Consider the following 25,500-nt stretch of genomic DNA (forward strand, 5'->3'; position numbering starts at 1 on the left):
CCCGCCGCGAGGCAGGGATCTTGAATTCTGAGCTTATTTAAGCTTACAGGCTGGTAACGTTGCCAGCTGCCGGGCCTTTAGCGCCGCTTTCGATGGTGAAGGAAACTTTCTGACCTTCATCCAGAGATTTGTAGCCATCGTTCATGATAGCGGAGAAGTGTACGAACACATCTTTAGAACCGTCATCAGGAGTAATGAAGCCGAAACCTTTATCAGCGTTGAACCATTTTACGATACCAGTCATTTTACCGGACATAGCGAAATACCTTTAAATAATAAATTAACCTTTCGGCGATACGGTCTGGACTACAGATTTGAAGCTATAAAGGGAAAGTTCACTACCGGGGTATCTAGGATAACCGCTCAAGGACTACTCTATACTAATGCTCTGTGGTCTGTACATCAAACCTGCGAGCATTAACTCATTTTTGAGGTGCGATAGCAAACGTTTTTTTCATAGAAATTAAAACGGTCCCAAATCAGGACCGTAATCAGTGTCCAATAACATTATAGAACTTCACTCGAGGATCTGCCTTGAAAGCTTCGGGCTTGCCTGGATCAGACGCATTAACTTGAGCTCGGTCGAAGAGGGCTTGATGCGTCTTGATTCCCACTCCTGAACCATCGACACGCTGACGCCCATGGCATCGGCGAAATCGTCAATTTTCAGCCCGGTCCCTTTACGGAGCCGGTCAAATTCGCTGAAAGCGGTTGGCTTGCGGGCTGGGGCGGTCGTTCGGGGCAGATCTTTGAAAACAATTTGTTCCAGGCTGCTCAGTAATTCGAATATTGGATCTTTATATTCCATTGAGAACTCCTTCCTGTCGCACAGTAAAGGGTAGGGTTTGTCGCTGCTTATTAAGAATAGTCAGGAAAAAGCGTCAACAACGGTAACGGGGGTGATTATATGCCAGCAGGCTTTCGTTTACCGTCGGATAGCCCAGCGGCAGCGGGGGGTAAGCCGATGATTAATCATCATACGCGCGGCTTTGGAAAATATTTGTAAACGGCAGGGAAAAAGCGAGGCCAGCGGCTTCCCGCTGGCCTTGCGGTCAGGCTTTCTGCAGATTTTCAGCATCGGCCTGCGGCGGGGCAGGCTGGCGCAGGCTCATTTTGTATTTAACCAGCAGGGCGAGGGCGGATAAAAACGCCGGGATCGCCAGCAGGCTGAAAATAGTGGTGAAAGAGAGCTGCGCCTGCATCAGGAATACGCCGCTGAAGGCGCCGAGAATGCCGCCAAAGCGGCCGATCCCCAGCATCCATGCGACGCCGGTGGCGCGGCCCTGAGTGGGATAAAACCCGGCCGCCAGCGCCGGCATAGAAGACTGCGCGCCGTTCATAATGCTGCCGGCGATAAATACCATCACCCCCATCAGCACCAGGCTGCCGGTGGAGAAGCCCACGAGGCAAACGAAAATACCGGTCAGTAGCCAGCCGACGGCGACGACCTTATTGGGGTTGATCTTATCCATCAGCGCGCCGAGGATCAGCACGCCAATACCGCCGCCCAGCGGGAACAGCGCGGTGATAATCGACGCCTGGCTCATGGTTGCGCCGGTTTCACGAATCAGCAGCGGCAGCCAGCTGGTCAGCAGATAGAAGATCAGCAGGCCCATAAAGTAGGTCAGGCACAGCATCACGGTACCGACGAGATAGCGTGGAGAGAAAATGACCGCCAGAGCCGATTTCTCTTTAACCTGGCCGGCCTCACGCAGCTCAAACTCCACCTCTTCCGGCAGCGGCGCAATGCGCCGGAGGATTGCCGCAATACGCTGTGCGGGCTGGCGCTTAACAACCATGTAGCGCGCCGATTCCGGCAGCAGGAAGATCAGCGCCACGGCGAGCAGCAGAGGCATCACGCCGCCCAGGACCAGCACGCTTTGCCAGCCGTAATGCGGGATCATCCAGGCCGAAAGAAAACCGCCCAGCGACGATCCCATCGGGAACCCAACGAACATCAGATTGACCATTAAGGCCCGGCGGCGCTCCGGCGCGTATTCGCTCATCAGCGTCGCAGCGTTCGGCATCGCGGCCCCCAGCCCCAGCCCGGTGAGAAAACGCAGCAGCGTCAGCTGGTTCAGGCTGGTAGCGAAAGCGGTAAGCAGGCTAAAGCTGCCAAACACCACGATCGACATCAGCAGGACCTTCTTGCGGCCAATGCGGTCGGCCAGCGGCCCCGCGGTCAAGGCGCCCACTGCCAGGCCGACCAGCGCAGCGCTCATTACCGGGCCCAATGCCGATTTTTCTACGCCCCACTCCTGCACGAGGTCTGAGGCGATGAAGCCGATTATCGCGGTATCGAAACCGTCCATAGCAACGGTGATAAAACATAAGGCCAGAATCATCCACTGGTACTTCGTGAACGGATGTTCATTGATAAAAGCCTGAATATCGATGGTTGTCTTATTCATACGGCATTCCTGGCAGGCAGAGCGGGGGACGAAACGGCTGTTCACGCCTCCCTCGCTGTCGTTAATCGTATTTGTGCGATAATCGAACGCAATGCCGTTAATCGCTCATTAATCAAAACACTGAACCCGACAGCAGGCAACGCGGTCTGGCCAGGAAGCGTGCGATTATCGTTCTTTTCAGGGATTTAAACGCAATGGTTGAAAATTAAGTTTAATTAAATCAATGTGTTGCATCTTATTTTTGGGATTTTGGTTATGGCGGTAATTGTGATGTGCTTAACAGACGATAGCGCTTGTCGATAAAACGCCGCCAGCGGGCTATTTCCTGCGGAAGATTGTCAGGAAAGTGTATCCTGCGAGGCTGACCTGGACTATCCTTGTCAGCGTCTGGCACGTGTGTGTCTGTTTGCGCTTTTTTTGGCTGAAAGGAGTAAAAAAATGGCGACAGGAAAGTCCTGCTCTCGCTGGTTTGCGGCTGTTGCGGCCTTATTAATGGTGGTTAGCCTGAGTGGGTGTTTTGATAAAGAAGGCGATCAGCGCAAAGCGTTCATCGACTTCCTGCAAAATACGGCTATGCGGAGCGGCGAACGTCTGCCGACGCTGACCGCCGATCAGAAAAAACAGTTCGGACCTTTTGTGTCCGATTACGCGGTGATTTACGGCTATTCGCAGCAGGTAAGTCAGGCGATGGATGCGGGTCTGCGCCCGGTGGTAGACAGCGTGAACGCGATTCGCGTCCCGCAGGACTATATCACCCAGCGTGAACCGCTGCGTCAGGCAAACGGCGCGCTCGGCGTACTGAGCCAGCAGCTGGAAAATGCCAAAATGCAGGCCGACGGTGCGCATAGCGCGCTGAAGCAGGGTGACGATCTCAAGCCAGTCTTTGACCAGGTTTACAACAAAGTAGTGACCGGCCCGGCAAATGCCCTGCAGCCGCTGATCCCTGCGGCGCAGGTCTTTACTCAGCAGCTGGTGCAGGTGGGTGATTTTGTTGCCCAGCAAAATACCCAGGTGAGCTTCGTGGCAAACGGGATCCAGTTCCCGACCTCGCAGCAGGCCAGCCAGTACAACGCATTGATTGGCCCGCTGGCGGCTCAGCACCAGGCGTTCAATCAGGCGTGGACGGCAGCCGTTAACGCGACGCGCTAGCCGCTGACCGAGCCCGGTGAAGGCGCTTATCGCGCCATCATCCGGGTTTCTTCCCGGCTGACGCGACGCTCAGCCGGGCGAGAATCTCCCTTTCCTGCCTATTTTACCTGCGGGTTCACGCAGTTCTTATCGACGTTGCCCTGCAGCGCATCAATCAGGTTATCCACCGCACAGGCCGCCATGTTGTAGCGCGTTTCATGGGTGGCGGAACCAATATGCGGCAGCGCGACGACGTTAGGCATGCTGAGCAGCGGGGAGTCCTGCGCCAGCGGCTCCTGTTCAAACACGTCGAGACCGGCGGCATGGATTTCGCCATTCTGCAACGCGGCAACCAGCGCTTTCTCATCGACGACCGGACCGCGTCCGGCGTTAATAAAGATGGCGGATGGCTTCATTTTGGCGAACTTCTCCGCATTGAACAGATGATGAGTCTCAGCGGTCAGCGGCAGGATCAGGCAGACAAAATCGGCTTCCTCAAGCAGCGTATCGAGATCGCAGTAGCGGGCGTTGAAGCGCTCTTCCGCCTGCGGATGCTGGCTGCGCGCGTTATAGAGGATCGGCATCCCGAAGCCGGCGTGCGCGCGCTGGGCCAGCGCCATGCCGATGCGTCCCATGCCAACGATACCCAGCGTTTTGTGGTGCACGTCGCTACCGAACCAGTCCGGTCCGATGCTTTTGGTCCACTCACCCGCCTTCACGCGATTAGCCACTTCCACCACCCGGCGCGAGGTGCTGAGTACCAGCGCCATCACCGTATCGGCAACGGTTTCGGTCAGCACGGTGGGCGTATGCATCAGCAGGACCCTGCGCGCATTCAGCGCCGCGACGTCGAAGTTGTCGTAGCCCACGGAGACCGTTGAGGCCGCACGAAGATTGGGCATTTTCTCCAGTAACGCGGTATCAACTTTTTCGCTGGAGCCCAGCAGGCCCTCGGCCTGGGCAAACGCCTCGGCGTGCTGCGCGATGGTTTCGGCGCTCAGGTTTTTCACCCGGGTGACGGCAAAGTGTTTTTCCAGACGCTGCTGCAGGTCGTCGGGAAGCGTTTTATAGAGAATAACGGACGGCTTCATGCGGATCTCCGTAGTATTAGGATGTCAGGCGTGACGAGCGCCAAGTGGAAGTTTTTGATTATTAGCAGGCTTAACAATTAAAGTAAGCCATACCGCGACGAAAAGCGCCACTCCCATGAAAATGTACGAGGCGGACGGGCTGCCGGTCGAACCGTTCAGATAGCCGACAAACCACGAGCCAAAGAAGGAGCCTAGCGCGCCCATGCTGTTAATCAGCGCCATCGCGCCGCCGGCTACGTTGCGCGGCAGCATCTCCGGGATGATGGCGAAGAAGGGGCCATAGGGGGCGTACATCGCCGCGCCGGCAATCACCAGCAGGGTATAAGACGCCCAGAAGTGGTTCGCGCCGACTGCCCAGGAGCCGATAAAGGCCAGCCCGCCAATCAGCAGCAGCGGCCAGACGAACAGCTTACGGTTCTGCATTTTGTCCGAGGCCCAGGAGACGACGATCATCGCAATCGTTGCCGCGAGGTAAGGTACCGAGGAGAGCCAGCCAACCTCAACCATGCCCATGTTTTCACCGCCGCTGCGGATAATTGACGGCAGCCACAGCACGAAGCCGTACACCCCGATACTCCAGGCAAAATACTGCATGCACAGCAGCACGACGTTACGTGAGCGGAAGGCCTCGCTGTAGTTACGCACGGCTTTGATGCCCTGCTGCTCGCGTTCCAGCTGCTCCTGCAGCGCGGCTTTTTCGCTCTCGGAGAGCCAGTTCACCTGCGACGGCTTATCTTTTACCAACACCCACCAGCAGAAGGCCCAGAGCACCGCCGGCACGCCTTCAATAATGAACATCTCGCGCCAGCCAAAGGACTGAATCAGGTAGCCGGACACCACCGACATCCACAGCACCGTGACCGGATTACCGAGGATTAAAAAGGTATTGGCGCGCGAGCGTTCTGATTTAGTAAACCAGTTGCTGATGTAAATCAGCATCGCGGGCATCACCGCGGCTTCGACGACGCCGAGAATAAAGCGGATAGCGGCCAGGGCCGGAATGTTGTGCACCATGCCGGTCAGCGAAGCGCAGGCGCCCCACAGGATCAGGCAGATAAAGATAAGTTTTCGCACGCTGCGGCGTTCAGCATAGATTGCCCCAGGGATCTGGAAGAAGAAGTAGCCGAGGAAGAAGAGGGCGCCCAGCAGCGATGAGACCCCTTTAGTGATCCCCAAATCTTCGGTAATGCCCGCCGCGGAGGCGAAGCTGAAGTTGGCACGGTCGAGATACGCCAGGCTATACGTGATAAACACGATAGGCATGATGTACCACCAGCGTTTTGTTGCATTGGTTAAGCTGTTCATAGGCTTGCCTCTGTATGTGAGGTAACACTCACCGATAGAAGGTGTCTTATGCCGCGCTGTATGTAGGGTACAGAGTGGCTACCATCGTTGCATTACACGTTATTCGCCCAGCGCGTCGCGCGTCGGTAATCCTTCGCTGTCGCCCTGAACCTGAATCGCCAGCGAGCCGATTTTGTTCCCGCGCCGTACCGCCTGATCCAGGGTTTTGCCTTCCAGCAGGGCGCTAATGACCCCGACGGCAAAGCCATCGCCCGCGCCGACGGTATCGACGACGTTATCGACCTTAACGGCCGCGACGGCACCCTGCTCACCCGCGGCGGTTTTATACCAGGCGCCGTCGGAGCCGGTTTTGATGATCACGGCGCGCACGCCGCGGTTGAGATAGAAGTCCGCGATAGCCTCCGGCGTTTGCTGACCCGTCAGGATTGTCCCCTCCTTCAGGCCGGGTAAAACCCAGTCGGCCTGGAAGGCGAGATGGTTGAGCTTCTCCACCATTTCGCCTTCGCTTTTCCACAGCACCGGGCGCAGGTTGGGGTCGAAGGAGATGGTTTTTCCCTGAGCCTTCATCGCGCCAGCGGCACGATCCAGCAGCGCATATGAACTCTCCGACAGCGCGGCGGCGACGCCGCTGAGGTGCAGATGGCGAGCGCTGGCGAAGTAATCGGGGTGGAAATCATCCGGCGACAGGTGGCTGGCCGCTGAACCTTTGCGGAAATATTCCACAATGGGATCGGTTCCATTTTCGACTTTAGATTTCATCTGGAAGCCGGTTGCGTAGCGCGGGTCCTGGGCTACACCGCGGGCGTCAATCCCTTCTTTTGCCAGCGAATTAAGCACAAAGCGACCGAAGCTATCCTCGCCAACGCGGCTGACCCAGCCGACCTTCAGCCCCAGGCGAGCCAGGCCGGTGGCGACGTTCAGCTCGGCGCCGGCGACGCGCTTGATAAAGCGTTCAACCTCCGCGAGATCCCCGGTTTGGGTCGCCACAAACATAGCCATCGCTTCGCCGATGGTAATGACATCCAGGTTGTTTTCCATGGCTTAATCCTCGCGTAAAAGATTGACGTAGCGGCGGGTAACGGCCGTCAGGTCATGACCGACCAGCGGAAATTCGATACCGCGCGGGGCATCAGCAGGCAGGTTATCCAGCAGCGCCAGCCAGCGCGGAGCGGCCTCATCGGGCGGAACGGCGCGGAACTGCTCGCGATGCGGCTGGGCCGCCTTAACGTGAATATAGCTGACGGCGGGCGCGAGATGGCGGGCGGCCTCTTCCGGCGAATCGCCGACCCACAGCCAGTTGCCCATATCAAACGTCAGCGTCACCGGCAGGTTATTGACCCGGCAGATGGCTTTAAACCGCTGCATCGGCGCCAGCTGGCCGCAATCGGTCTGGTCATTTTCCACCACCAGCGCCATCCCGCTCGCCTGCAGCGTGCTGCGCAGGGTCTCCAGCTGATGGTTATGGATGAAGTGGCCGAGGGAGAGTTTTAACCATAAGGCGTTGAGGGTTTGCGCTTCCTGCAGCAGCGCCGCGAGGTTCGGGTTAAGCGACCCGTCGGCGGCGAACAAGGCTTCCGGCGCGGAGTAGCAGACCAGCAGGCCGTGGCTTTCAATCTCCGCGGCGAGGGCCGGCAGCCGGTTCAGTTCCTCTGCGCTGAATAACTCGCGGCGGATCTCCACGCCGTCGGCGCCGGAACCGGCAATGAACGGCAGTACGGCGGACTGTCCGCCAAGCTCTCTAACGCGATCGTTGCCATAAGCGGCGGTCACGACAATGATTTTTCTGGCCATCTGACAAACTCCCGGTGGTTCTGTAGCGAATCTCTCTATTACGCTAGATGGGACCGGTTCCAAAGGAAAGGGGAGGATGTCTAATTTATGATCACCATCACGAAGGAGAGCTAACGGGAGGTCGATCCGCGGACGATCAGCTCCCCGGAAAATACCCGCTCACAGATCGGCTCATGGCTGCCTTCGATGCGGCGTACTACCTGCTCAACGGCGGCGTAGCCTATTTGCCACGTCGGCTGTTTGAGGGTGGTGATGCCGACGCCCGCCAGCTCCGCCCACTCCAGCTCGTCAAACCCGAGCAGGCCGATATCGCTTCCCCAAATCAGGTCAACTCGCTTCAGCGCGCGTGCGACCTGCAGCGTCAGGGCGCCGTTGGCGGAGATAACCGCTTTGCGCATCCCGCGATGGCCGGAGTGAAACTGGCGCAGCACGCTGTCCAGCATCGCGCCGTCGTTGAGCGGGACTTCGGCATTTTCCGCGACGATCCCGGCGTGGCGCTGAAGGGTGGTGCGAAAGGCGCTCAGCCGCTCGCGCCGCGTGTTGACGGAGCCCAGCGGCTCGCTCAGAAACAGCAGCGCCTCGAAGCCTTTTTCCACCAGATGCTCGGTGGCGGTGGTGGCGGCCTGGGTGTTATCCAGCCCGACCACGTCGCAGGCAAAATCGGGAATTTTTCGGTCGATTAGCACCATCGGCAGCGCCGACTGCTGCAGGCGATTGAGCCCCTCTTCGCGCATGCCGACGGCGTTGACCACAATCCCCTCAACCTGATAGCTGCGCAGCAGGTCGAGATAGTGCAGCTCCTGGTCCAGCTCGTTGTTGGTGTTACAGACCAGCAGGGTAAACCCTTTTTCGCGGCAGGCGGCCTCGATGCCGCTCAGCACGTTAACCGAGTAGGGGTTGGTAATATCGGCGATGATCAGGCCAATCAGCCGGGTGCGGCCGTGCTTAAGGCCGCGGGCCATCAGGCTGGGGCGATAGTTAAGTTCGGCAATCGCCTTTTCAATGCGCGCCAGCAGGCCATCGGAAAGCAGATGCTTTTCGCCGTTGAGGTAGCGTGAAATGCTGGTTTTACCGGTCTTTGCGGCTTTTGCCACATCGCTAATGGTTGCTCGCGCCGCTTTCGCCATGATGGCTTCCTTTGCTGAAATCTGGAGAACACCTTAGCGCGAAAATTCGCTATATCAAGCATTTTGCCCGGTAAGCGCGTCTTACCGGGCGCAGGAGGAAGTGATGAAACGGGATTACTGCAGCGGGCTGAGGGTAATTTCCACGCGACGGTTCTGCGCTTTGCCTTCCGCGGTGCCGTTGCTGGCAATCGGATTGGCCGGGCCCATGCCGCTGGTACGGATACGGTTTGCCGCCACGCCCTGGGTGATAAGGGCGCTGGCAACGCTATCCGCGCGCTGCTGCGAGAGGCGCATGTTCAGATCCTGGCCGCCGCTGCTGTCGGTATAGCCGATCACGTTAACCGCCGTCTTTTCGTACTCTTTCAGCACCATCGCGACGCCGGTGAGCGTATTGGCTCCCGCCGGTTTGAGGTTGGCGCTGCTGCTATCAAAGGTGACGTTATTGGGCATATTCAGCACGATGTTATCGCCATTTCGCGTCACGCTGACCCCGGTTCCCTGCATTTTCTCGCGCAGTTTGGCTTCCTGTACGTCCATGTAGTAGCCGATGCCGCCGCCAAGCGCCGCGCCCGCCGCCGCGCCGATCAGCGCCCCTTTACCGCGGTCGTGTTTGGAAGAGGAGAGCGCGCCAATACCTGCGCCGACCAGGGAGCCGATGCCCGCGCCGACGCCGGATTTTCCTGCTTCACGTTCGCCGGTATAGGGGTTGGTTGTACAGCCAGAAATGGCCAGTGTGCCGCTAACCATAGCCGCAATCATCAGTACGCGTTTTTTCATATTATTTCCTTAATCCATTTTATTCTTTGTCACAGCGCGCGTGACGGTTGATTATGACGCCCGGATGCGGAGAAAATTCCCCGGATAACGTCTCTATTTGTAAGTAACCTTGAACGGCCGAATAACAGGCCGTCACAACACCTGCATTCGCTGACCAGGAGCTCGCTTTGCCAACCTCATCTGCAACTGAAACCATCCTCACCGCGGCCCATTGGGGACCGATGCTGGTTGAAACCGATGGTGAAAATGTCCTCTCCTCCCGCGGCGCGCTGGAAACCCCCTTCGCAAACTCTCTGCAAACCGCCGTGCGGGACCAGGTTCATAGCAAGACCCGCGTGCGCTACCCGATGGTGCGAAAAGGCTTTCTGGCCTCGCCGGATAGCCCGCAGGGCGTACGCGGACAGGATGAGTTTGTCCGGGTGAGCTGGGAGCAGGCGCTGGATCTTATTCATGCCCAGCATCAGCGGATCCGCGAGAGCTACGGCCCGACGTCGATCTTTGCCGGCTCCTACGGCTGGCGTTCAAACGGCGTACTGCATAAAGCGGCGACGCTGCTGCAGCGTTACATGAGCCTGGCCGGCGGCTATACCGGCCACCTCGGGGATTACTCCACCGGCGCGGCGCAGGCGATCATGCCGTACGTGGTGGGCGGAAATGAGGTGTATCAGCAGCAAACCAGCTGGCCAATGGTGCTGGAACATAGCGACGTGGTGGTGCTGTGGAGTGCTAATCCGCTGAATACGCTGAAGATTGCCTGGAATGCCTCCGATGAGCAGGGAGTGACGTGGTTCGATCGGCTGCGCAAGAGCGGCAAGCGGGTGATCTGCATCGATCCTATGCGATCGGAAACCGTTGATTTCTTTGGCGAGGATATCGACTGGGTGGCCCCGCATATGGGAACGGACGTGGCGATGATGCTCGGGATCGCCTCGACTCTGGTCGAAAACGGCTGGCAGGACGATGCCTTCCTGGCGCGCTATACCAGCGGCTATGAGATTTTCGCCCGCTACCTGACCGGCGAAAGCGACGGCGTGGCGAAAACCGCCGAGTGGGCCGCAGAGATTTGCGGCGTAAGTGCGGCTAAAATCCGCGAACTGGCGAAACTGTTCCATGAAAATACGACGATGCTGATGTCCGGCTGGGGCATGCAGCGTCAGCAGTTCGGCGAGCAAAAGCACTGGATGCTGGTCACGCTGGCCGCGATGCTGGGGCAAATTGGCACCCAGGGCGGCGGTTTTGGCCTCTCCTACCATTTTGCTAACGGCGGCAATCCGACCCGGCGGGCGGCGGTACTGGCCTCCATGCAGGGCTGCGTGGCGGACGGTATTGAGGCGGTGGAAAAAATTCCGGTGGCGCGCATTGTCGAAGCGCTGGAAAACCCCGGCGCGCCCTATCAGCACAACGGCATGGACCGATGCTTCCCGGATATTCGCTTTATCTGGTGGGCGGGCGGCGCCAATTTTACCCATCATCAGGATACCAACCGCCTGATCCGCGCCTGGCAGAAGCCGGAGCTTATCGTTATTTCGGAGTGCTTCTGGACCGCTGCGGCCCGCCACGCCGATATCGTCCTGCCGGCGACGACCTCGTTTGAACGCAACGACATGACCATGACCGGCGATTACAGCAACCAGCATCTGGTGCCGATGAAGCGCGTGGTTGCGCCGCGCGACGAGGCCCGGGATGACTTTGAGGTGTTTGCCGATCTCAGCGAGCGCTGGGAAGAGGGCGGCCGCGCGCGCTTTACCGAGGGGAAAAGCGATATCCAGTGGCTGGAAAGCTTCTACCGCACCGCGGCCCAGCGCGGCGCGAGCCAGCAGATTACGCTGCCGCCGTTCGAGCAGTTCTGGCAGGATAATCAGCTGATTGAGATGCCGGAAAATCCCGACAACGCCCGCTTCGCCCGCTTTGCCGCCTTCCGCGCCGATCCGCAGGCTAATCCGCTGAAAACGGCGAGCGGAAAAATCGAGATCCACTCGCCGACGATTGCCGGTTTTGCCTATCCCGACTGCCCGCCGCACCCGATGTGGCTGGCGCCGGACGAATGGCACGGCAACGCGCAGCCGGGCCAGCTGCAGGTGCTCTCCGCCCATCCGGCTCATCGCCTGCACAGCCAGCTGAATCACACGGCTCTGCGGGAGCAGTACGCGGTTGCCGGCCGCGAGCCGTTAACCATTCACCCGCTGGATGCCGAGGCGCGGCAGATTGCCGACGGCGATCTGGTGCGGGTATGGAATTCGCGCGGCCAGGTTCTGGCTGGCGCGGTGGTGACGGAGGGGATCCGCCCCGGGGTTATCTGCCTCCATGAGGGCGCCTGGCCGGATATCGACCCGCAGGCGGGGATCTGTAAAAATGGCGCGGTGAACGTGTTGACCAAGGATATTCCGACTTCGCGCCTCGGTAACGGCTGCGCCGGAAACACGGCGCTGGCGTGGCTGGAGAAATACGCCGGCCCGGCGCTTACGTTAACGGCGTTTGATCCACCGGCCAACGCATAATCCACGTCGGCTGCAGGGTATCGTCCTGCCATGCGCAGTCTTCTATCCGGAAGCCCTGCGCATGGTAGAAATTCACCGCCTGTAGGTTTTTTTGGTACACCTCGAGGCTCAGCCAGGCATAGTGCCGCTTGACCTCGTCCACCAGCGCGCGGCCGATCCCCCGGCGCAGAGCCGTAGGGGCGACGAAAAGCGCGCCGACAAAGCGTGACTCCAGCACGCTGATAAAGCCTTTTATCTCATCGTCTTCTTCCCACACCCAGGTACTGGCGGCGGGAAGGTAAACGTCGCGCACGACCGCAACGCTTTCATGCCAGTAGGCCTCTTTGATAAACGGATGCGCATGAATCGTGCTTTCCAGCCATAGCGCCAGCAGCGGGCCGATCTCTTTAGTTTCCCACTTGCGGATCATCCGCACCTCCGGGGTAACAGAAGCAGCTCGTGACGTGATCGTTTACCAGCCCGCAGGCCTGCATAAAGGAGTAGCAGATAGTCGAACCGACAAACTTGAAGCCGAGTTTTTTCAGCGCCTTCGACAGCGCGTCGGAGGCGGGGGTTGTCGTTGGGATTTCCGCCAGCGTAGCGGCGTGCGATATCTGCGGGTGGTTATCGACAAAGGACCAGACAAAATTGCTGAAGGAGTCGCCCTTTTCTTCCAGCGCAAGAAAGGCCCGCGCGTTGCCGATAATGGCCTGAATTTTTCCGCGATGGCGAATAATACCGGCATCCAGCAGCAGACGCTCGACGTCGGCCTCATCCATCGCGGCGACGCGAACCGGGTCGAACTGGTGAAACGCCCGGCGATAGTTCTCACGTTTTTTTAGCACCGTAATCCATGAAAGCCCGGCCTGCTGGCCCTCAAGGCAGATCATTTCGAACAGCTTCCGGGCGTCTCTTTGCTCTACGCCCCATTCGCTATCGTGATACTGAATATAGAGAGGGTCCTGGCTAACCCATCCGCAACGCTGCATGTCTTTCTCCCTTAGTAATAAAACTTACGCGTTCACCTTGACGGCTGAAAGATAAAGATAATAGTTAATACAGGGATACCACTCCCAAATACAGGGGTATCAGATCCCATAAAAAACACAGCAATACTTCCGGTTTGGCTCTTTATGGAGTCGCTTTAATGATAATAAAGAAATGCAATGGCTTGTGGGGATACTTCCTCCCGGCGTGCGTATCCGTGTGGGTATCGTGCGTCAGTACGGCGAATGCCTGGCAACAGGAATATATCGCTATCGATACAAAAAGTAATACACCTGAACGCTATACGTGGGATAGCGATCACCAACCGCGCTATGAGGACATTCTGGCTGAGCGCATCAATTCAACCGGCGAGGCCGCCGGATTCGCCCTTAACCAGGCGCTGGCGCCGCCGGATACCGGGCACGGCATGAGCGTGGGCTGGAACTTTACCTTAGCCAACGGCGTGACTTCAGGGCCAGTGGCAAGCCTGCGCAGCGATCTGCAGCCGCCTCCCGTTCGCCGCGCGGCGGAAAGCAGCTACGTGAACACGCTCGGCTGGCGCGTGGATTATCAGCAGCTGTGGGGTATTCATCCCTGGGCGCAGGTGAGCTACAACCAGGCGCTTTCTTCAGAGCTGCCCTGGCCAACCCGTACCCAGGACGGCGGCTGGCGAGATGTCACCTTCGGGGCGGATATGTCGCTCAATTCGCACCTTGCGGCATGGGCGGCGCTCTCGCAGGCGGATAACCTGCCAACCGGGGCAAACTATCAGTACCTGATGGGGGTCAGCGCCAATTTTTAAGCCCTCTTTCCGGACGGCTTCCGGCGACCTGCGCGCACGACGCTGGCATAAGATCGCCGGGCGTGCCGCTCGGCTACGCTGTGGCTATTTTGCTTCTGTAATGTGAATTATGTCGTCCATATGTAGCATGTTTGGCACCACTTTTTAACTTCGCGATCACAGAACTGGCGCGGCGTGGTGCGATAGCAGGCACTAACTTATTCCCTGCCGTCGAGCCCGCGCCCGTTTCGCCATGTCATTCATTCCGGCATTTATGCATTTCATTCCCTGCTGACGGCATTTCATGCCTTTTCTCCCCTGGGCTTTTGGGGACTTCGCTATTGTGGCGGCAGTTAATATTTCAGGACATCTGCCATGAACGCTACCACTACTCAATATACCCGCTGGCTCACGCTGTTCGGCACGATCGTGACGCAGTTCGCGCTCGGATCGGTTTATACCTGGAGTTTGTTCAATAGTTCTCTTTCCGCAAAGCTGGACGAACCGGTAAGCCAGGTGGCGTTCTCCTTTGGCCTGCTGAGCCTTGGCCTGGCGCTCTCTTCCTCCGTCGCCGGTAAGCTACAGGAACGCTTTGGCGTAAAACGCGTGACGATGGCGTCCGGCGTGCTGCTCGGGCTCGGTTTTTTCCTCACCGCCCACGCCAACAGCCTGATGATGCTGTGGCTGAGCGCCGGTCTGCTGGTGGGCCTGGCCGACGGCGCCGGCTATCTGCTGACGCTCTCCAACTGCGTGAAGTGGTTCCCCGAGCGTAAAGGGCTGATTTCCGCCTTCTCCATTGGCGCCTACGGCCTCGGCAGCCTCGGGTTTAAATTTATTGATAGCCATCTGCTGGCCACCGTCGGGCTGGAGAAGACCTTTATCATCTGGGGCGCGATTGTGCTGGTGATGATTGTTTTTGGCGCCACGCTGATGAAAGATGCGCCGAACCATACCGCCAGCACCCGCAATGGGGTGGTGGAGAATGACTTCACGCTGGCGCAGTCGATGCGTAAACCACAGTACTGGATGCTCGCGGTGATGTTCCTGACCGCCTGCATGAGCGGCCTGTACGTTATCGGCGTGGCGAAGGATATTGCGCAGGGGATGGTGCACCTGGACGTGGCGACGGCGGCGAATGCGGTGACCATTATCTCTATCGCTAACCTGAGCGGACGCCTGGTGCTGGGGATCCTGTCGGATAAAATTTCCCGCATCCGCGTGATCACTATCGGTCAGGTCGTTTCGCTGGTCGGCATGGCGGCGCTGCTGTTCGCCCCGCTGAACGCCACAACCTTCTTTGCCGCGATTGCCTGCGTGGCCTTTAACTTCGGCGGTACGATCACCGTGTTCCCGTCCCTGATCAGTGAATTCTTCGGCCTGAACAACCTGGCGAAAAACTACGGGGTGATTTATCTGGGCTTCGGTATCGGCAGCATCTGCGGGTCGCTGATTGCGTCCCTGTTCGGCGGATTCTACGTCACCTTCTGCGTGATTTTCGCGCTGCTGATTCTTTCGCTGGCGCTTTCCACGACGATCCGCCAGCCAAAAAACGAAGTTTACAGCGCTGCACACGCCTGACGGCGCGCCATCCGGCGACGGACTATCAATTCACTAAGCTAATAATGCCAATCCGACCAGATATTTTGTAAATATTTGGTTGGATCACATTCCCTCCTGATACTTTTCCCTTCCTCTGTGGTCTACTTACCGCGCTTTGTAGAGGTTTCTCATAACCAACCTTAACGCACTCTATTAACCTGCTTGCTTATATCGCGTAAGTGAGGGGTGTTCTATCTCATCTTTTTCCAGGTTTTCTTGCATGAAATATATTAGAACGATGACGCAGCAGACGCTCAGTATATGGCTGGCGCTGTACATCGGCTGGTTTATGAACGTTGCCGTTTTTATCCGTCGCTTCGACGGTTATGCTCAGGAATTTACCTTCTGGAAAGGACTTTCCGGGCTTGTGGAACTGGTTGCGACCGTGCTGGTAACCTTCTTCCTGCTGCGTATTCTGTCGCTGACGGGACGGCGGTTATGGCGAATATTAGCCACGCTGGTGGTGCTGTTCTCCGCCGCCGCCAGCTACTATATGACCTTCCTCAACGTGGTCATTGGCTACGGTATTATTGCCTCGGTGATGACCACGGATATCGATCTTTCCCAGGAAGTGATCGGCTGGCATTTGATTCTTTGGCTGGTGCTGGTTAGCGCGCCGCCGCTGCTGTTTATCTGGAATAACCGCTGCCGCGACACCCTACTGCGTCAGATCCGCACGCCGGGCCAGCGGGTGAAGAATATTGCCATTGTGCTGCTGGCCGGGCTGATGGTCTGGGGACCGATTCGCCTGCTTGAGGTTCGCCAGAAGAACGTTGAGCGAAATTCAGAAGTGGATATGCCGAGCTACGGCGGGGTGATTGCTAACTCCTATCTGCCCTCGAACTGGCTCTCCTCGCTGGGGCTGTATGCCTGGGCGCAGGTCGATGAATCCTCCGATAACGGCTCCCTGATTAACCCGGCGAAGAAATTCACCTACGTTGCGCCGCAGGGGCTGGATGATACTTACGTGGTGTTTATCATCGGCGAGACGACCCGTTGGGATCACATGGGGATTCTGGGCTATAGCCGCAACACCACGCCGAAGCTGGCCCAGGAGAAAAATCTCGTGGCCTTCCGCGGCTACTCCTGCGATACCGCGACCAAGCTCTCTCTGCGCTGCATGTTCGTTCGCGAAGGCGGGGCGGAAGATAACCCCCAGCGTACGCTGAAAGAGCAAAACGTGTTTTCCGTGCTGCACCAGCTGGGCTTCACCGGCGATCTCTACGCCATGCAGAGCGAGATGTGGTTCTACAGCAATACGATGGTGAACACTATCGCCTATCGCGAGCAGATTGGCGCCGAGCCGCGTAACCGCGGTAAGAGCGTTGATGACATGCTGCTTATCGATGAAGTTAAGCGCTCGATGGTGAAGAACACCCGCGGCAAGCACCTGATTATTCTGCATACCAAGGGTTCGCACTTTAACTATACCCAGCGCTACCCGCGCAGCTTCGCCCAGTGGAAGCCGGAGTGCGTTGGCGTGGACAGCAAATGTTCGAAAGCAGAGCTGATTAACTCCTACGATAACAGCGTGAGCTATGTCGACCACTTTATTGTTAGCGTGCTGGATCAGCTGCGCGATAAGAAAGCGATTGTCTTCTATGCCGCCGATCACGGTGAGTCGATCAACGAGCACGAGCACCTGCACGGGACGCCGCGCAAGATGGCGCCGCCGGAGCAGTTCCGCGTGCCGATGATGGTGTGGATGTCGGATAAGTATCTGGAAGCGCCCGACCATGCGGCTTCGTTTGCCCGACTCAAGCAGCAGGCGGCGATGAAGGTCCCGCGTCGTCACGTTGAGCTGTACGATACCATTATGGGCTGTCTCGGCTACACCTCGCCGGACGGCGGGATTAATGAGAATAACAACTGGTGTCGCGTTCCCGATGCGAGCAAAGCCGTGAAGGAGTCGCAAGAGTGATGAGTTTCTCGCCGCTTGAGTGATTTTTTCATAATAAGGCATTGACGGGTGTGGGTCTCAGCAGTAAGATGCGCCCGCATTCGGTGATTGGCGCAGCCTGGTAGCGCACTTCGTTCGGGACGAAGGGGTCGGAGGTTCGAATCCTCTATCACCGACCAAATTTAAAAGCCCGCTCTAAGAGCGGGCTTTTTTACGTCTGTGGCCCGACGAGGATGAGAACCTCCGGGGGCAGAGGTTCGACTCGAGCGCAGCGAGAGAACGTTGCTTTAGCAACGGCCCGCAGGGCGAGCCACGTAGTGGCGAAGTCATCCTCTATCACCGACCAAATTGAAAAGCCCGCTCTAAGAGCGGGCTTTTTTACGTCTGTGGCCCGACGAGGATGAGAACCTCCGGGGGCAGAGGTTCGACTCGAGCGCAGCGAGAGAACGTTGCTTTAGCAACGGCCCGTAGGGCGAGCCACGTAGTGGCGAAGTCATCCTCTATCACCGACCAAATTGAAAAGCCCGCTCTAAGAGCGGGCTTTTTTACGTTTGTGACCGGTGCGGATGTCAGTCAGTCAGGAGGTGTTCCGTTCACCGGACGTCTGGCAGAACATGCGGCCCCGGTGCCAGGTGACCGGGTTAAGGGGAAGATAACCGTCTTCCCCTTAACGATCCCCGCGGTCCCGCACGGAAATCGGTGCTGCGCACTGCGCTCACCTCCCGGCCTGCAGCCTGCGGTCGGCTCAACTCGACCTGCTCGCCCGTTTCGGGGCTCGCTCCTGTCTCGATTCGCCTCTTGCCGCCATCCCTGGCGGCCAGCCCTTGTCTTCCGGCCTTCGGTTCGCCGATTTCAGCGGGGAGCCAGGGCCCCGCTGCACGCCTTTTCTTTACTGGACGCTCTGCATCGCGGAGTGAGGGGGGAGATGAATGTATGAGGCTATGGTTGTTTAACTGCATGGCATGATACGCGTTGAACGGGCTTTTTTGCGTCAGTGGCTGATGGGGATGTTTGTCAGTCAGGAGGTGTTCCGTTCACCGGACGTCTGGCAGAACATGCGGGCCCGGTGCCAGGTGACCGGGTTAAGGGGAAGATAACCGTCTTCCCCTTAACAATCCCCGCGGTCCCGCACGGAAATCGGTGCTGCGCACTGCGCTCACCTCCCGGCCTGCAGCCTGCGGTCGGCTCAACTCGACCTGCTCGCCCGTTTCGGGGCTCGCTCCTGTCTCGATTCGCCTCTTGCCGCCATCCCTGGCGGCCAGCCCTTGTCTTTCGGCCTCCGGTTCGCCGATTTCAGCGGGGAGCCAGGGCCCCGCTGCACGCCTTTTCTTCACTGGACGCTCTGCATCGCGGAGTGAGGGGGAGGGGATGAGGCGATGATATGAAGTAAGAGTATGAAAGAAGGTATGAGGCGATGAGTGCTTAACTGAACGGCATGATGTGTGTTGAATGAGTTTAGCCGGTGCGGATGTTTATCAGTCAGTAGGCGTTCCGTTCACCGGACGTCCGGCAGGGAGCCAGGGCCCCGCTGCACGCCTTTTCTTCACAGAACGCTCTGCATGGCGAAGTCAGGAAGGGTCGGTACTATGCGCGTTGAACGGGCGCGGCGGGTGCGCTATTCCAGCCGACTCGTTAAAAAGGCGCTGATCCCCGTTTCTACCCGCCTGTTTATCATTTTGTGACATCTTCCATTGTATTTTTTTATATATGAACCGATCTTTTTTCGCGAAGCTTATGGATAACGGCAGCATTTTCCGCTGTGCGTTTTAACGTTCGCGCTATTAATCGCTCACATATTGGTCACATAGTAAGAAATTTTGGCCATTTGCCAGAATTGCTTATCACTACATGTTGAAAGGTATTAAGGCGTTTATGCTGGTTCATTGCCGGTAGCATAAATTTCTCTGCTGAAAATAGCCTCATGGAGTTTTTTTAATCTTTGCCTGCGGTTTCTCACCCCGGATGTAAAACCAGGTTGGCTGTATTGACGTTTCCCCATTCTGTTGACAGATTGTAGGGCATGAGGGGCATTTCATGGAGAATCCGCACTGCAACTCAGTCGTTTTTGTGAAAGGAATCCCCATCTCTCTCAGCGCCCTCGGGCACAACCGACCAGACCGGGTAAAAAATAAATAAAGGTCTGGCGGAAATATGCAAACAACATCACATCTGGAGCAGAATAATGAGTATTTCCTTGAAAAAGTCAGGGATGCTGAAGCTTGGCCTGAGCCTGGTCGCTCTGACCGTTGCCGCAAGCGTACAAGCTAAGACCCTGGTTTACTGTTCTGAAGGTTCGCCGGAAGGCTTTAACCCACAGCTATTCACCTCTGGTACCACCTATGACGCCAGCTCGGTGCCAATCTATAACCGCCTGGTGGAATTCAAAACCGGGACCACCGAAGTTATTCCGGGCCTGGCTGAAAAATGGGAAGTGAGCGAGGACGGTAAAACCTATACCTTCCACCTGCGTAAAGGCGTGAAGTGGCAGGACAATAAAGACTTTAAACCAACCCGCGACCTTAATGCTGATGACGTCGTGTTCTCATTCGACCGTCAGAAAAACGCGCAAAACCCGTATCATAAAGTCTCTGGCGGCAGCTATGAATACTTCGAAGGTATGGGCCTGCCGGACCTGATTAGCGAAGTGAAGAAAGTGGACGACAATACCGTCCAGTTCGTGCTGACCCGTCCTGAATCTCCGTTCCTCGCCGACCTGGCGATGGACTTCGCCTCTATTCTGTCAAAAGAGTATGCTGACAACATGCTGAAAGCCGGCTCGCCGGAAAAAGTGGACCTCAACCCGATTGGTACCGGTCCGTTCCAGCTGCTGCAGTACCAGAAAGATTCGCGCATCCTCTACAAAGCGTTCCCGGGCTACTGGGGCACCAAGCCGAAGATCGACCGCCTGGTCTTCTCTATCACGCCAGATGCCTCCGTGCGTTACGCCAAGCTGCAGAAAAATGAGTGCCAGATCATGCCGTACCCGAACCCGGCTGACATCGCGCGCATGAAAGAAGATAAAAACCTTACCCTGCTGGAGCAGCCGGGTCTGAACGTCGGCTACCTCTCGTTCAACACCGAGAAGAAGCCGCTGGATAATGTCAAAGTCCGTCAGGCCCTGACCTATGCGGTCAACAAAGAAGCGATCATCAAAGCCGTTTACCAGGGCGCAGGCCAGGCGGCGAAGAACCTGATTCCGCCGACCATGTGGGGCTATAACGACGACGTTAAAGACTACAGCTACGATCCGGAAAAAGCGAAAGCGCTGCTGAAAGAAGCCGGCATGGAAAAAGGCTTCACCATCGACCTGTGGGCAATGCCGGTACAGCGTCCGTACAACCCGAACGCGCGCCGTATGGCTGAGATGATTCAGGCCGACTGGGCTAAAGTTGGCGTCCAGGCCAAGATCGTGACCTACGAGTGGGGCGAATACCTCAAGCGTGCGAAAGCGGGCGAGCATCAGACCGTGATGATGGGCTGGACCGGTGATAATGGGGATCCGGATAACTTCTTCGCGACCCTGTTCAGCTGCACGGCGGCGAAAGACGGCTCCAACTACTCCCGCTGGTGCTACAAGCCGTTTGAAGATCTGATTCAGCCGGCTCGCGCAACCGACGACCATAACAAGCGTATTGAACTCTACAAACAGGCCCAGGTAGTGATGCACGATCAGGCTCCGGCGCTGATTATTGCCCACTCCACCGTATTTGAGCCGGTGCGTAAAGAAGTCAAAGGCTACGTGGTCGATCCGTTAGGCAAACACCACTTCGAAAACGTCTCAATCGAATAATAAACAGTGTGGTCCCCCTCTCCCTTCCCGGGAGAGGGAATTGACAATTGTGAGCAATGCAGACGTCCTGTCACCAGGCAGAACGTCACTATAGAGAATCCGGGTTATGTTGCAGTTCATCCTCCGACGTTTGGGACTTGTCATCCCGACATTTATCGGTATTACCCTTCTCACCTTTGCCTTTGTGCATATGATCCCCGGTGACCCGGTGATGATTATGGCGGGCGAACGTGGTATTTCCCCTGAACGTCACGCTCAGCTGCTGGCCGAAATGGGCCTCGATAAGCCGATGTGGCAGCAGTATGTCCACTATATCTGGGGCGTGCTGCACGGCGATTTAGGCATCTCGCTGAAAAGCCGTATTCCGGTATGGGAAGAGTTTGTGCCGCGCTTTAAGGCCACGATGGAGCTGGGCGTCTGCGCGATGATTTTCGCCGTCGTCGTCGGTATTCCGGTTGGCGTACTGGCTGCGGTAAAACGCGGTTCTATCTTCGATCACACCTCCGTTGGCCTCGCGCTGACCGGCTACTCCATGCCTATCTTCTGGTGGGGCATGATGCTGATTATGCTGGTCTCGGTGCAGCTTAACCTGACGCCGGTCTCCGGGCGTATCAGCGATACCGTATTCCTTGACGATACCCTGCCGCTGACCGGCTTCATGCTGATCGACACCGCTATCTGGGGCGAACCGGGCGACTTTATCGATGCCGTGATGCATATGATCCTGCCCGCCGTGGTGCTGGGCACCATTCCGCTGGCGGTGATTGTGCGTATGACCCGCTCGTCGATGCTGGAAGTGCTGGGTGAGGACTATATCCGCACCGCGCGCGCCAAAGGCTTGACCCGGATGCGCGTCATTGTGGTCCACGCGCTGCGTAACGCGATGCTGCCGGTCGTCACGGTCATCGGTCTGCAGGTGGGCACGCTGCTGGCGGGCGCCATTCTGACCGAAACTATCTTCTCCTGGCCCGGCTTAGGGCGCTGGCTCATCGACGCGCTGCAGCGCCGCGATTATCCGGTAGTGCAGGGCGGCGTTCTGCTGGTAGCGACGATGATTATCCTCGTCAACCTGCTGGTCGATCTGCTGTACGGCGTGGTGAACCCGCGTATTCGGCATAGGAAGTAAGGGGCCATCATGTCACAAGTTACTGAAAATAAAATTGTCGCCGCACCGGTGCCAATGACCCCGCTGCAGGAGTTCTGGCACTATTTCAAACGCAACAAGGGCGCGGTTGTCGGCCTGGTGTACGTGGCGATCATGATTATCATCGCCGTATTTGCCAACTTCCTGGCGCCGTATAACCCGGCAGACCAGTTCCGCGACGTGCTGCTGGCGCCGCCGGCCTGGCAGGAAGGCGGGAGCTTCGCGCACCTGCTGGGTACCGACGACGTGGGCCGCGATATCCTGTCGCGCCTGATGTACGGCGCCCGCCTGTCGCTGCTGGTCGGCTGCCTGGTGGTGGTGCTGTCGCTGATCCTCGGCGTGGTGCTTGGCCTGGTAGCGGGCTATTTTGGCGGGGTGGCTGATTCCATCATCATGCGCATCGTCGACATCATGCTGGCGCTGCCTAGCCTGCTGCTGGCGCTGGTGCTGGTGGCTATCTTCGGCCCGTCGATTGTTAACGCCTCCCTGGCGCTCACCTTTGTCGCCCTGCCGCACTACGTGCGTCTGACCCGCGCGGCGGTGATGGTTGAGGTGAACCGCGACTACGTCACCGCTTCGCGCGTGGCCGGGGCGGGAGCGCTGCGTCAGATGTTCGTCAATATTCTGCCTAACTGCCTGGCGCCGCTGATTGTTCAGGCCTCGCTGGGCTTCTCTAACGCCATTCTCGACATGGCCGCTCTTGGCTTCCTTGGCATGGGTGCGCAGCCGCCGACACCGGAGTGGGGCACCATGCTCTCCGATGTGCTGCAGTTCGCGCAGAGCGCCTGGTGGGTCGTCACCTTCCCGGGTGTCGCGATCCTGCTGACGGTGCTGGCATTTAACCTGATGGGCGACGGTCTGCGTGACGCGCTCGATCCCAAACTGAAGCAGTAAGAGGCTCGAGATGGCGTTATTAAATGTTGATAAATTATCGGTGCACTTCGGCGACGAAGGGACGCCGTTCCGCGCCGTAGACCGCGTGAGCTACAGCGTAAATCAGGGCGAAGTGGTGGGCATTGTCGGTGAATCCGGCTCCGGTAAATCGGTGAGTTCGCTGGCGATTATGGGGCTGATTGATTACCCCGGCCGGGTGATGGCGGACAAGCTGGAGTTTAACGGTCGCGATCTGAAGCGCATCTCCGAGAAAGAGCGCCGCCAGCTGGTGGGCGCCGAAGTGGCGATGATCTTCCAGGACCCGATGACCAGCCTCAACCCGTGCTATACCGTGGGCTACCAGATTATGGAAGCCATCAAGGTGCACCAGGGCGGCAATAAAAAAACGCGCGTTCAGCGGGCGATTGATCTGCTGACGCTGGTGGGGATTCCCGATCCGGCATCGCGCCTCGACGTCTATCCGCACCAGCTCTCCGGCGGGATGAGCCAGCGCGTGATGATTGCGATGGCCATCGCCTGTCGGCCCAGGCTGCTGATTGCCGATGAGCCAACCACCGCGCTGGATGTCACCATCCAGGCGCAGATCATCGAGCTGCTGCTGGATCTGCAGCAGAAAGAGAATATGGCGCTGGTCCTGATTACTCACGATCTGGCGCTGGTGGCCGAAGCGGCGCACAAAATTATCGTGATGTACGCCGGTCAGGTTGTGGAAGCCGGCGATGCGAAGGATATCTTCCGCGCGCCGCGCCATCCGTATACCCAGGCGCTGCTGCGCGCGCTGCCGGAGTTTGCCCAGGATAAGGCGCGGCTGGCGTCGCTGCCGGGCGTGGTTCCCGGGAAATATGACCGCCCGAACGGCTGCCTGCTCAATCCGCGCTGCCCGTATGCCACGGACCGCTGTCGCAGCGAAGAGCCAGAACTGAACCTGGTGGACCACGGACGTCAGTCCAAATGCCACTTCCCACTCGATGATGCCGGGAGGCCAACCCTATGAGTACCGAACAGGCCACCGCGCAACAGCTGCTGTTGCAGGCCATCGATCTGAAAAAATACTACCCGGTGAAGAAGGGGATATTTTCCCCTGAAAGGCTGGTTAAGGCGCTGGACGGCGTCTCCTTTACCCTCGAACGCGGCAAAACGCTGGCGGTGGTAGGGGAGTCAGGCTGCGGGAAATCAACCCTCGGCCGCCTGCTGACGATGATTGAAATCCCTACCGGCGGCGAGCTGTACTACCAGGGACAGGATCTGCTGAAGCACGATCCCCAGGCGCAGAGCCTGCGTCGGCAGAAAATCCAGATTGTGTTCCAGAACCCGTACGGTTCGCTGAACCCGCGTAAAAAGGTGGGGCAGATTCTGGAAGAGCCGCTGCAGATCAACACGTCGCTGAGCAAGGCGGAGCGTCGCGAGAAAGCGCTGGCGATGATGGCGAAAGTGGGGCTGAAAACCGAGCACTACGATCGCTATCCGCATATGTTCTCCGGCGGCCAGCGTCAGCGTATTGCTATCGCCCGTGGTTTGATGCTCGACCCTGACGTGGTGATTGCCGATGAGCCGGTCTCCGCGCTGGACGTGTCGGTGCGTGCGCAGGTGCTGAACCTGATGATGGACCTGCAGCAGGATATGGGGCTCTCCTATGTGTTTATTTCCCACGATCTGTCGGTTGTTGAGCACATCGCCGATGAGGTGATGGTGATGTATCTCGGGCGCTGCGTAGAGAAAGGTTCGAAAGAGCAGATCTTCAGCAACCCGCAGCATCCGTACACCCAGGCGCTGCTGTCGGCCACCCCGCGGCTGAATCCGGACGATCGCCGGGAGCGCATTAAGCTGACCGGCGAGCTGCCAAGCCCGCTGAATCCGCCGCCGGGCTGCGCGTTTAACGCCCGCTGCCGCCGTCGCTTCGGGCCGTGCACCCAGCTGCAGCCGCAGCTGAAGGAGTACGGCGGCCAGCTGGTAGCCTGCTTTGCCGTTGACCAGGACGAAAACCAGGAAAAACGCCCGGTGTAATGACCCCGCTGCTGCCGAAGAACGAAGGCTGTCGGCAGCAGCCCTATTGCCCTGCTTCCCCTTTTTGCGCCGAAAAAGGCGCCCTCTGTTCTTAGAAGAATCAGTCATTCGACTTATATATAGAGATCTATAAAAAGTCTAAAATATATAATGAAGCGTCAATTTAATGCTTATTATGCTTATCATTGATTGAAGTCCGGAATAAAAAACTGGTTGGTTTAATTGGTAAGGTGAATGTGATCTGCGCCTTAAGATACCTCCTAAAAAATGGAGCTATCATTTCATATAAGAAGT

Annotated in this window: 21 protein-coding genes, 1 tRNA gene and 2 other RNA genes; 13 read left to right on the plus strand and 11 right to left on the minus strand. The window is 57.7% G+C overall.

Annotation, left to right across the window (positions count from 1 at the left end; translation table 11 throughout):
• Window positions 1-43: 43 nt before the first annotated feature.
• The 3 genes from cspE to M2416_RS16100 form a co-directional block, all read right to left on the minus strand.
• Window positions 44-256: a transcription antiterminator/RNA stability regulator CspE gene (cspE, locus tag M2416_RS16090; protein WP_004868803.1), complete on the minus strand. Its 213-nt coding sequence runs from the start codon at window positions 254-256 to the stop codon at window positions 44-46.
• A 261-nt stretch (window positions 257-517) separates the two neighbouring features.
• On the minus strand, window positions 518-808 hold the full coding sequence (locus M2416_RS16095; RefSeq protein ID WP_259225687.1) for an HTH-type transcriptional regulator: 291 nt from the start codon (window positions 806-808) through the stop codon (window positions 518-520).
• 244 nt (window positions 809-1,052) lie between these two features.
• Window positions 1,053-2,411 (minus strand): MFS transporter, encoded by a 1,359-nt coding sequence (locus tag M2416_RS16100; protein ID WP_259225688.1) that lies wholly within the window; start codon window positions 2,409-2,411, stop codon window positions 1,053-1,055.
• Window positions 2,412-2,849: 438 nt separating this feature from the next.
• Between M2416_RS16100 and M2416_RS16105 the strand changes: the two genes are divergently transcribed.
• Entirely contained in the window at window positions 2,850-3,560 is a 711-nt protein-coding gene (locus M2416_RS16105; protein ID WP_041143154.1) for a DUF3053 domain-containing protein, read from the plus strand.
• A gap of 98 nt (window positions 3,561-3,658) precedes the next feature.
• Here the strand turns inward: M2416_RS16105 and ghrB are convergent, their stop codons facing one another.
• The 6 genes from ghrB to M2416_RS16135 form a co-directional block, all read right to left on the minus strand.
• Window positions 3,659-4,630 (minus strand): glyoxylate/hydroxypyruvate reductase GhrB, encoded by a 972-nt coding sequence (ghrB, locus tag M2416_RS16110; RefSeq protein ID WP_076946249.1) that lies wholly within the window; start codon window positions 4,628-4,630, stop codon window positions 3,659-3,661.
• Between the two features lie 24 nt (window positions 4,631-4,654).
• Complete coding sequence (locus M2416_RS16115; protein ID WP_041143152.1) at window positions 4,655-5,935, minus strand: MFS transporter; 1,281 nt, start codon at window positions 5,933-5,935, stop codon at window positions 4,655-4,657.
• A 99-nt stretch (window positions 5,936-6,034) separates the two neighbouring features.
• On the minus strand, window positions 6,035-6,973 hold the full coding sequence (locus M2416_RS16120; protein ID WP_076946248.1) for a sugar kinase: 939 nt from the start codon (window positions 6,971-6,973) through the stop codon (window positions 6,035-6,037).
• Between the two features lie 3 nt (window positions 6,974-6,976).
• Window positions 6,977-7,726: a sugar phosphate isomerase/epimerase family protein gene (locus tag M2416_RS16125; protein WP_076946247.1), complete on the minus strand. Its 750-nt coding sequence runs from the start codon at window positions 7,724-7,726 to the stop codon at window positions 6,977-6,979.
• Between the two features lie 110 nt (window positions 7,727-7,836).
• Window positions 7,837-8,853 carry a LacI family DNA-binding transcriptional regulator gene (locus M2416_RS16130; RefSeq protein WP_076946246.1) on the minus strand — a complete coding sequence of 339 codons (1,017 nt, stop codon included), beginning with the start codon at window positions 8,851-8,853 and terminating at the stop codon, window positions 7,837-7,839.
• A 114-nt stretch (window positions 8,854-8,967) separates the two neighbouring features.
• Window positions 8,968-9,630: an OmpA family lipoprotein gene (locus M2416_RS16135; RefSeq protein ID WP_259225696.1), complete on the minus strand. Its 663-nt coding sequence runs from the start codon at window positions 9,628-9,630 to the stop codon at window positions 8,968-8,970.
• A gap of 167 nt (window positions 9,631-9,797) precedes the next feature.
• Between M2416_RS16135 and M2416_RS16140 the strand changes: the two genes are divergently transcribed.
• Complete coding sequence (locus tag M2416_RS16140; protein ID WP_259225697.1) at window positions 9,798-12,128, plus strand: molybdopterin guanine dinucleotide-containing S/N-oxide reductase; 2,331 nt, start codon at window positions 9,798-9,800, stop codon at window positions 12,126-12,128.
• Here the strand turns inward: M2416_RS16140 and M2416_RS16145 are convergent.
• Together M2416_RS16145 and tag are read right to left on the minus strand one after the other, a co-directional pair.
• A complete protein-coding gene (locus M2416_RS16145) occupies window positions 12,091-12,537 on the minus strand; it encodes an N-acetyltransferase (RefSeq protein ID WP_041143146.1) in 447 nt (148 codons plus the stop codon). The two genes, M2416_RS16140 and M2416_RS16145, sit on opposite strands and share 38 nt — an antisense overlap.
• Window positions 12,515-13,096: a DNA-3-methyladenine glycosylase I gene (gene tag, locus M2416_RS16150; protein WP_076946242.1), complete on the minus strand. Its 582-nt coding sequence runs from the start codon at window positions 13,094-13,096 to the stop codon at window positions 12,515-12,517. The genes M2416_RS16145 and tag overlap by 23 nt, the downstream gene beginning before the upstream one ends.
• A 158-nt stretch (window positions 13,097-13,254) precedes the next feature.
• Here tag and M2416_RS16155 point away from each other — a divergent pair, with 158 nt between their 5' ends.
• The 11 genes from M2416_RS16155 (at window position 13,255) to dppF (ending at window position 25,206) form a co-directional block, all read left to right on the plus strand.
• The gene (locus tag M2416_RS16155; protein WP_041143144.1) at window positions 13,255-13,896 is read left to right on the plus strand and encodes a hypothetical protein; all 642 of its coding nucleotides are present in this window, start codon (window positions 13,255-13,257) and stop codon (window positions 13,894-13,896) included.
• A 354-nt stretch (window positions 13,897-14,250) separates the two neighbouring features.
• Window positions 14,251-15,453 (plus strand): L-lactate MFS transporter, encoded by a 1,203-nt coding sequence (locus tag M2416_RS16160; protein WP_041143143.1) that lies wholly within the window; start codon window positions 14,251-14,253, stop codon window positions 15,451-15,453.
• A gap of 241 nt (window positions 15,454-15,694) precedes the next feature.
• Window positions 15,695-17,395 carry a kdo(2)-lipid A phosphoethanolamine 7''-transferase gene (gene eptB / locus M2416_RS16165; RefSeq protein ID WP_076946240.1) on the plus strand — a complete coding sequence of 567 codons (1,701 nt, stop codon included), beginning with the start codon at window positions 15,695-15,697 and terminating at the stop codon, window positions 17,393-17,395.
• An 81-nt stretch (window positions 17,396-17,476) separates the two neighbouring features.
• Window positions 17,477-17,553 (plus strand) — tRNA-Pro (locus M2416_RS16170).
• A gap of 33 nt (window positions 17,554-17,586) precedes the next feature.
• A non-coding RNA gene (locus M2416_RS16175) (RtT sRNA) lies at window positions 17,587-17,720 on the plus strand.
• Window positions 17,721-17,753: 33 nt separating this feature from the next.
• Window positions 17,754-17,887: non-coding RNA, RtT sRNA (locus M2416_RS16180), on the plus strand.
• Between the two features lie 1,669 nt (window positions 17,888-19,556).
• Entirely contained in the window at window positions 19,557-21,164 is a 1,608-nt protein-coding gene (gene dppA, locus M2416_RS16185; RefSeq protein WP_076946239.1) for a dipeptide ABC transporter periplasmic-binding protein DppA, read from the plus strand.
• Window positions 21,165-21,270: 106 nt separating this feature from the next.
• Window positions 21,271-22,290: a dipeptide ABC transporter permease DppB gene (gene dppB, locus M2416_RS16190; protein WP_041143140.1), complete on the plus strand. Its 1,020-nt coding sequence runs from the start codon at window positions 21,271-21,273 to the stop codon at window positions 22,288-22,290.
• A gap of 9 nt (window positions 22,291-22,299) precedes the next feature.
• Entirely contained in the window at window positions 22,300-23,202 is a 903-nt protein-coding gene (gene dppC / locus M2416_RS16195) for a dipeptide ABC transporter permease DppC (RefSeq protein ID WP_259225703.1), read from the plus strand.
• 10 nt (window positions 23,203-23,212) lie between these two features.
• Window positions 23,213-24,196 (plus strand): dipeptide ABC transporter ATP-binding protein, encoded by a 984-nt coding sequence (dppD, locus tag M2416_RS16200; RefSeq protein WP_076946238.1) that lies wholly within the window; start codon window positions 23,213-23,215, stop codon window positions 24,194-24,196.
• Window positions 24,193-25,206 (plus strand): dipeptide ABC transporter ATP-binding subunit DppF, encoded by a 1,014-nt coding sequence (dppF, locus tag M2416_RS16205; RefSeq protein WP_259225704.1) that lies wholly within the window; start codon window positions 24,193-24,195, stop codon window positions 25,204-25,206. Before dppD ends, dppF begins: the two co-directional genes overlap by 4 nt.
• The last annotated feature ends 294 nt before the right edge of the window (window positions 25,207-25,500 follow it).

This window comes from Klebsiella sp. BIGb0132 (assembly GCF_024810075.1).
Lineage (GTDB): Bacteria > Pseudomonadota > Gammaproteobacteria > Enterobacterales > Enterobacteriaceae > Klebsiella > Klebsiella terrigena.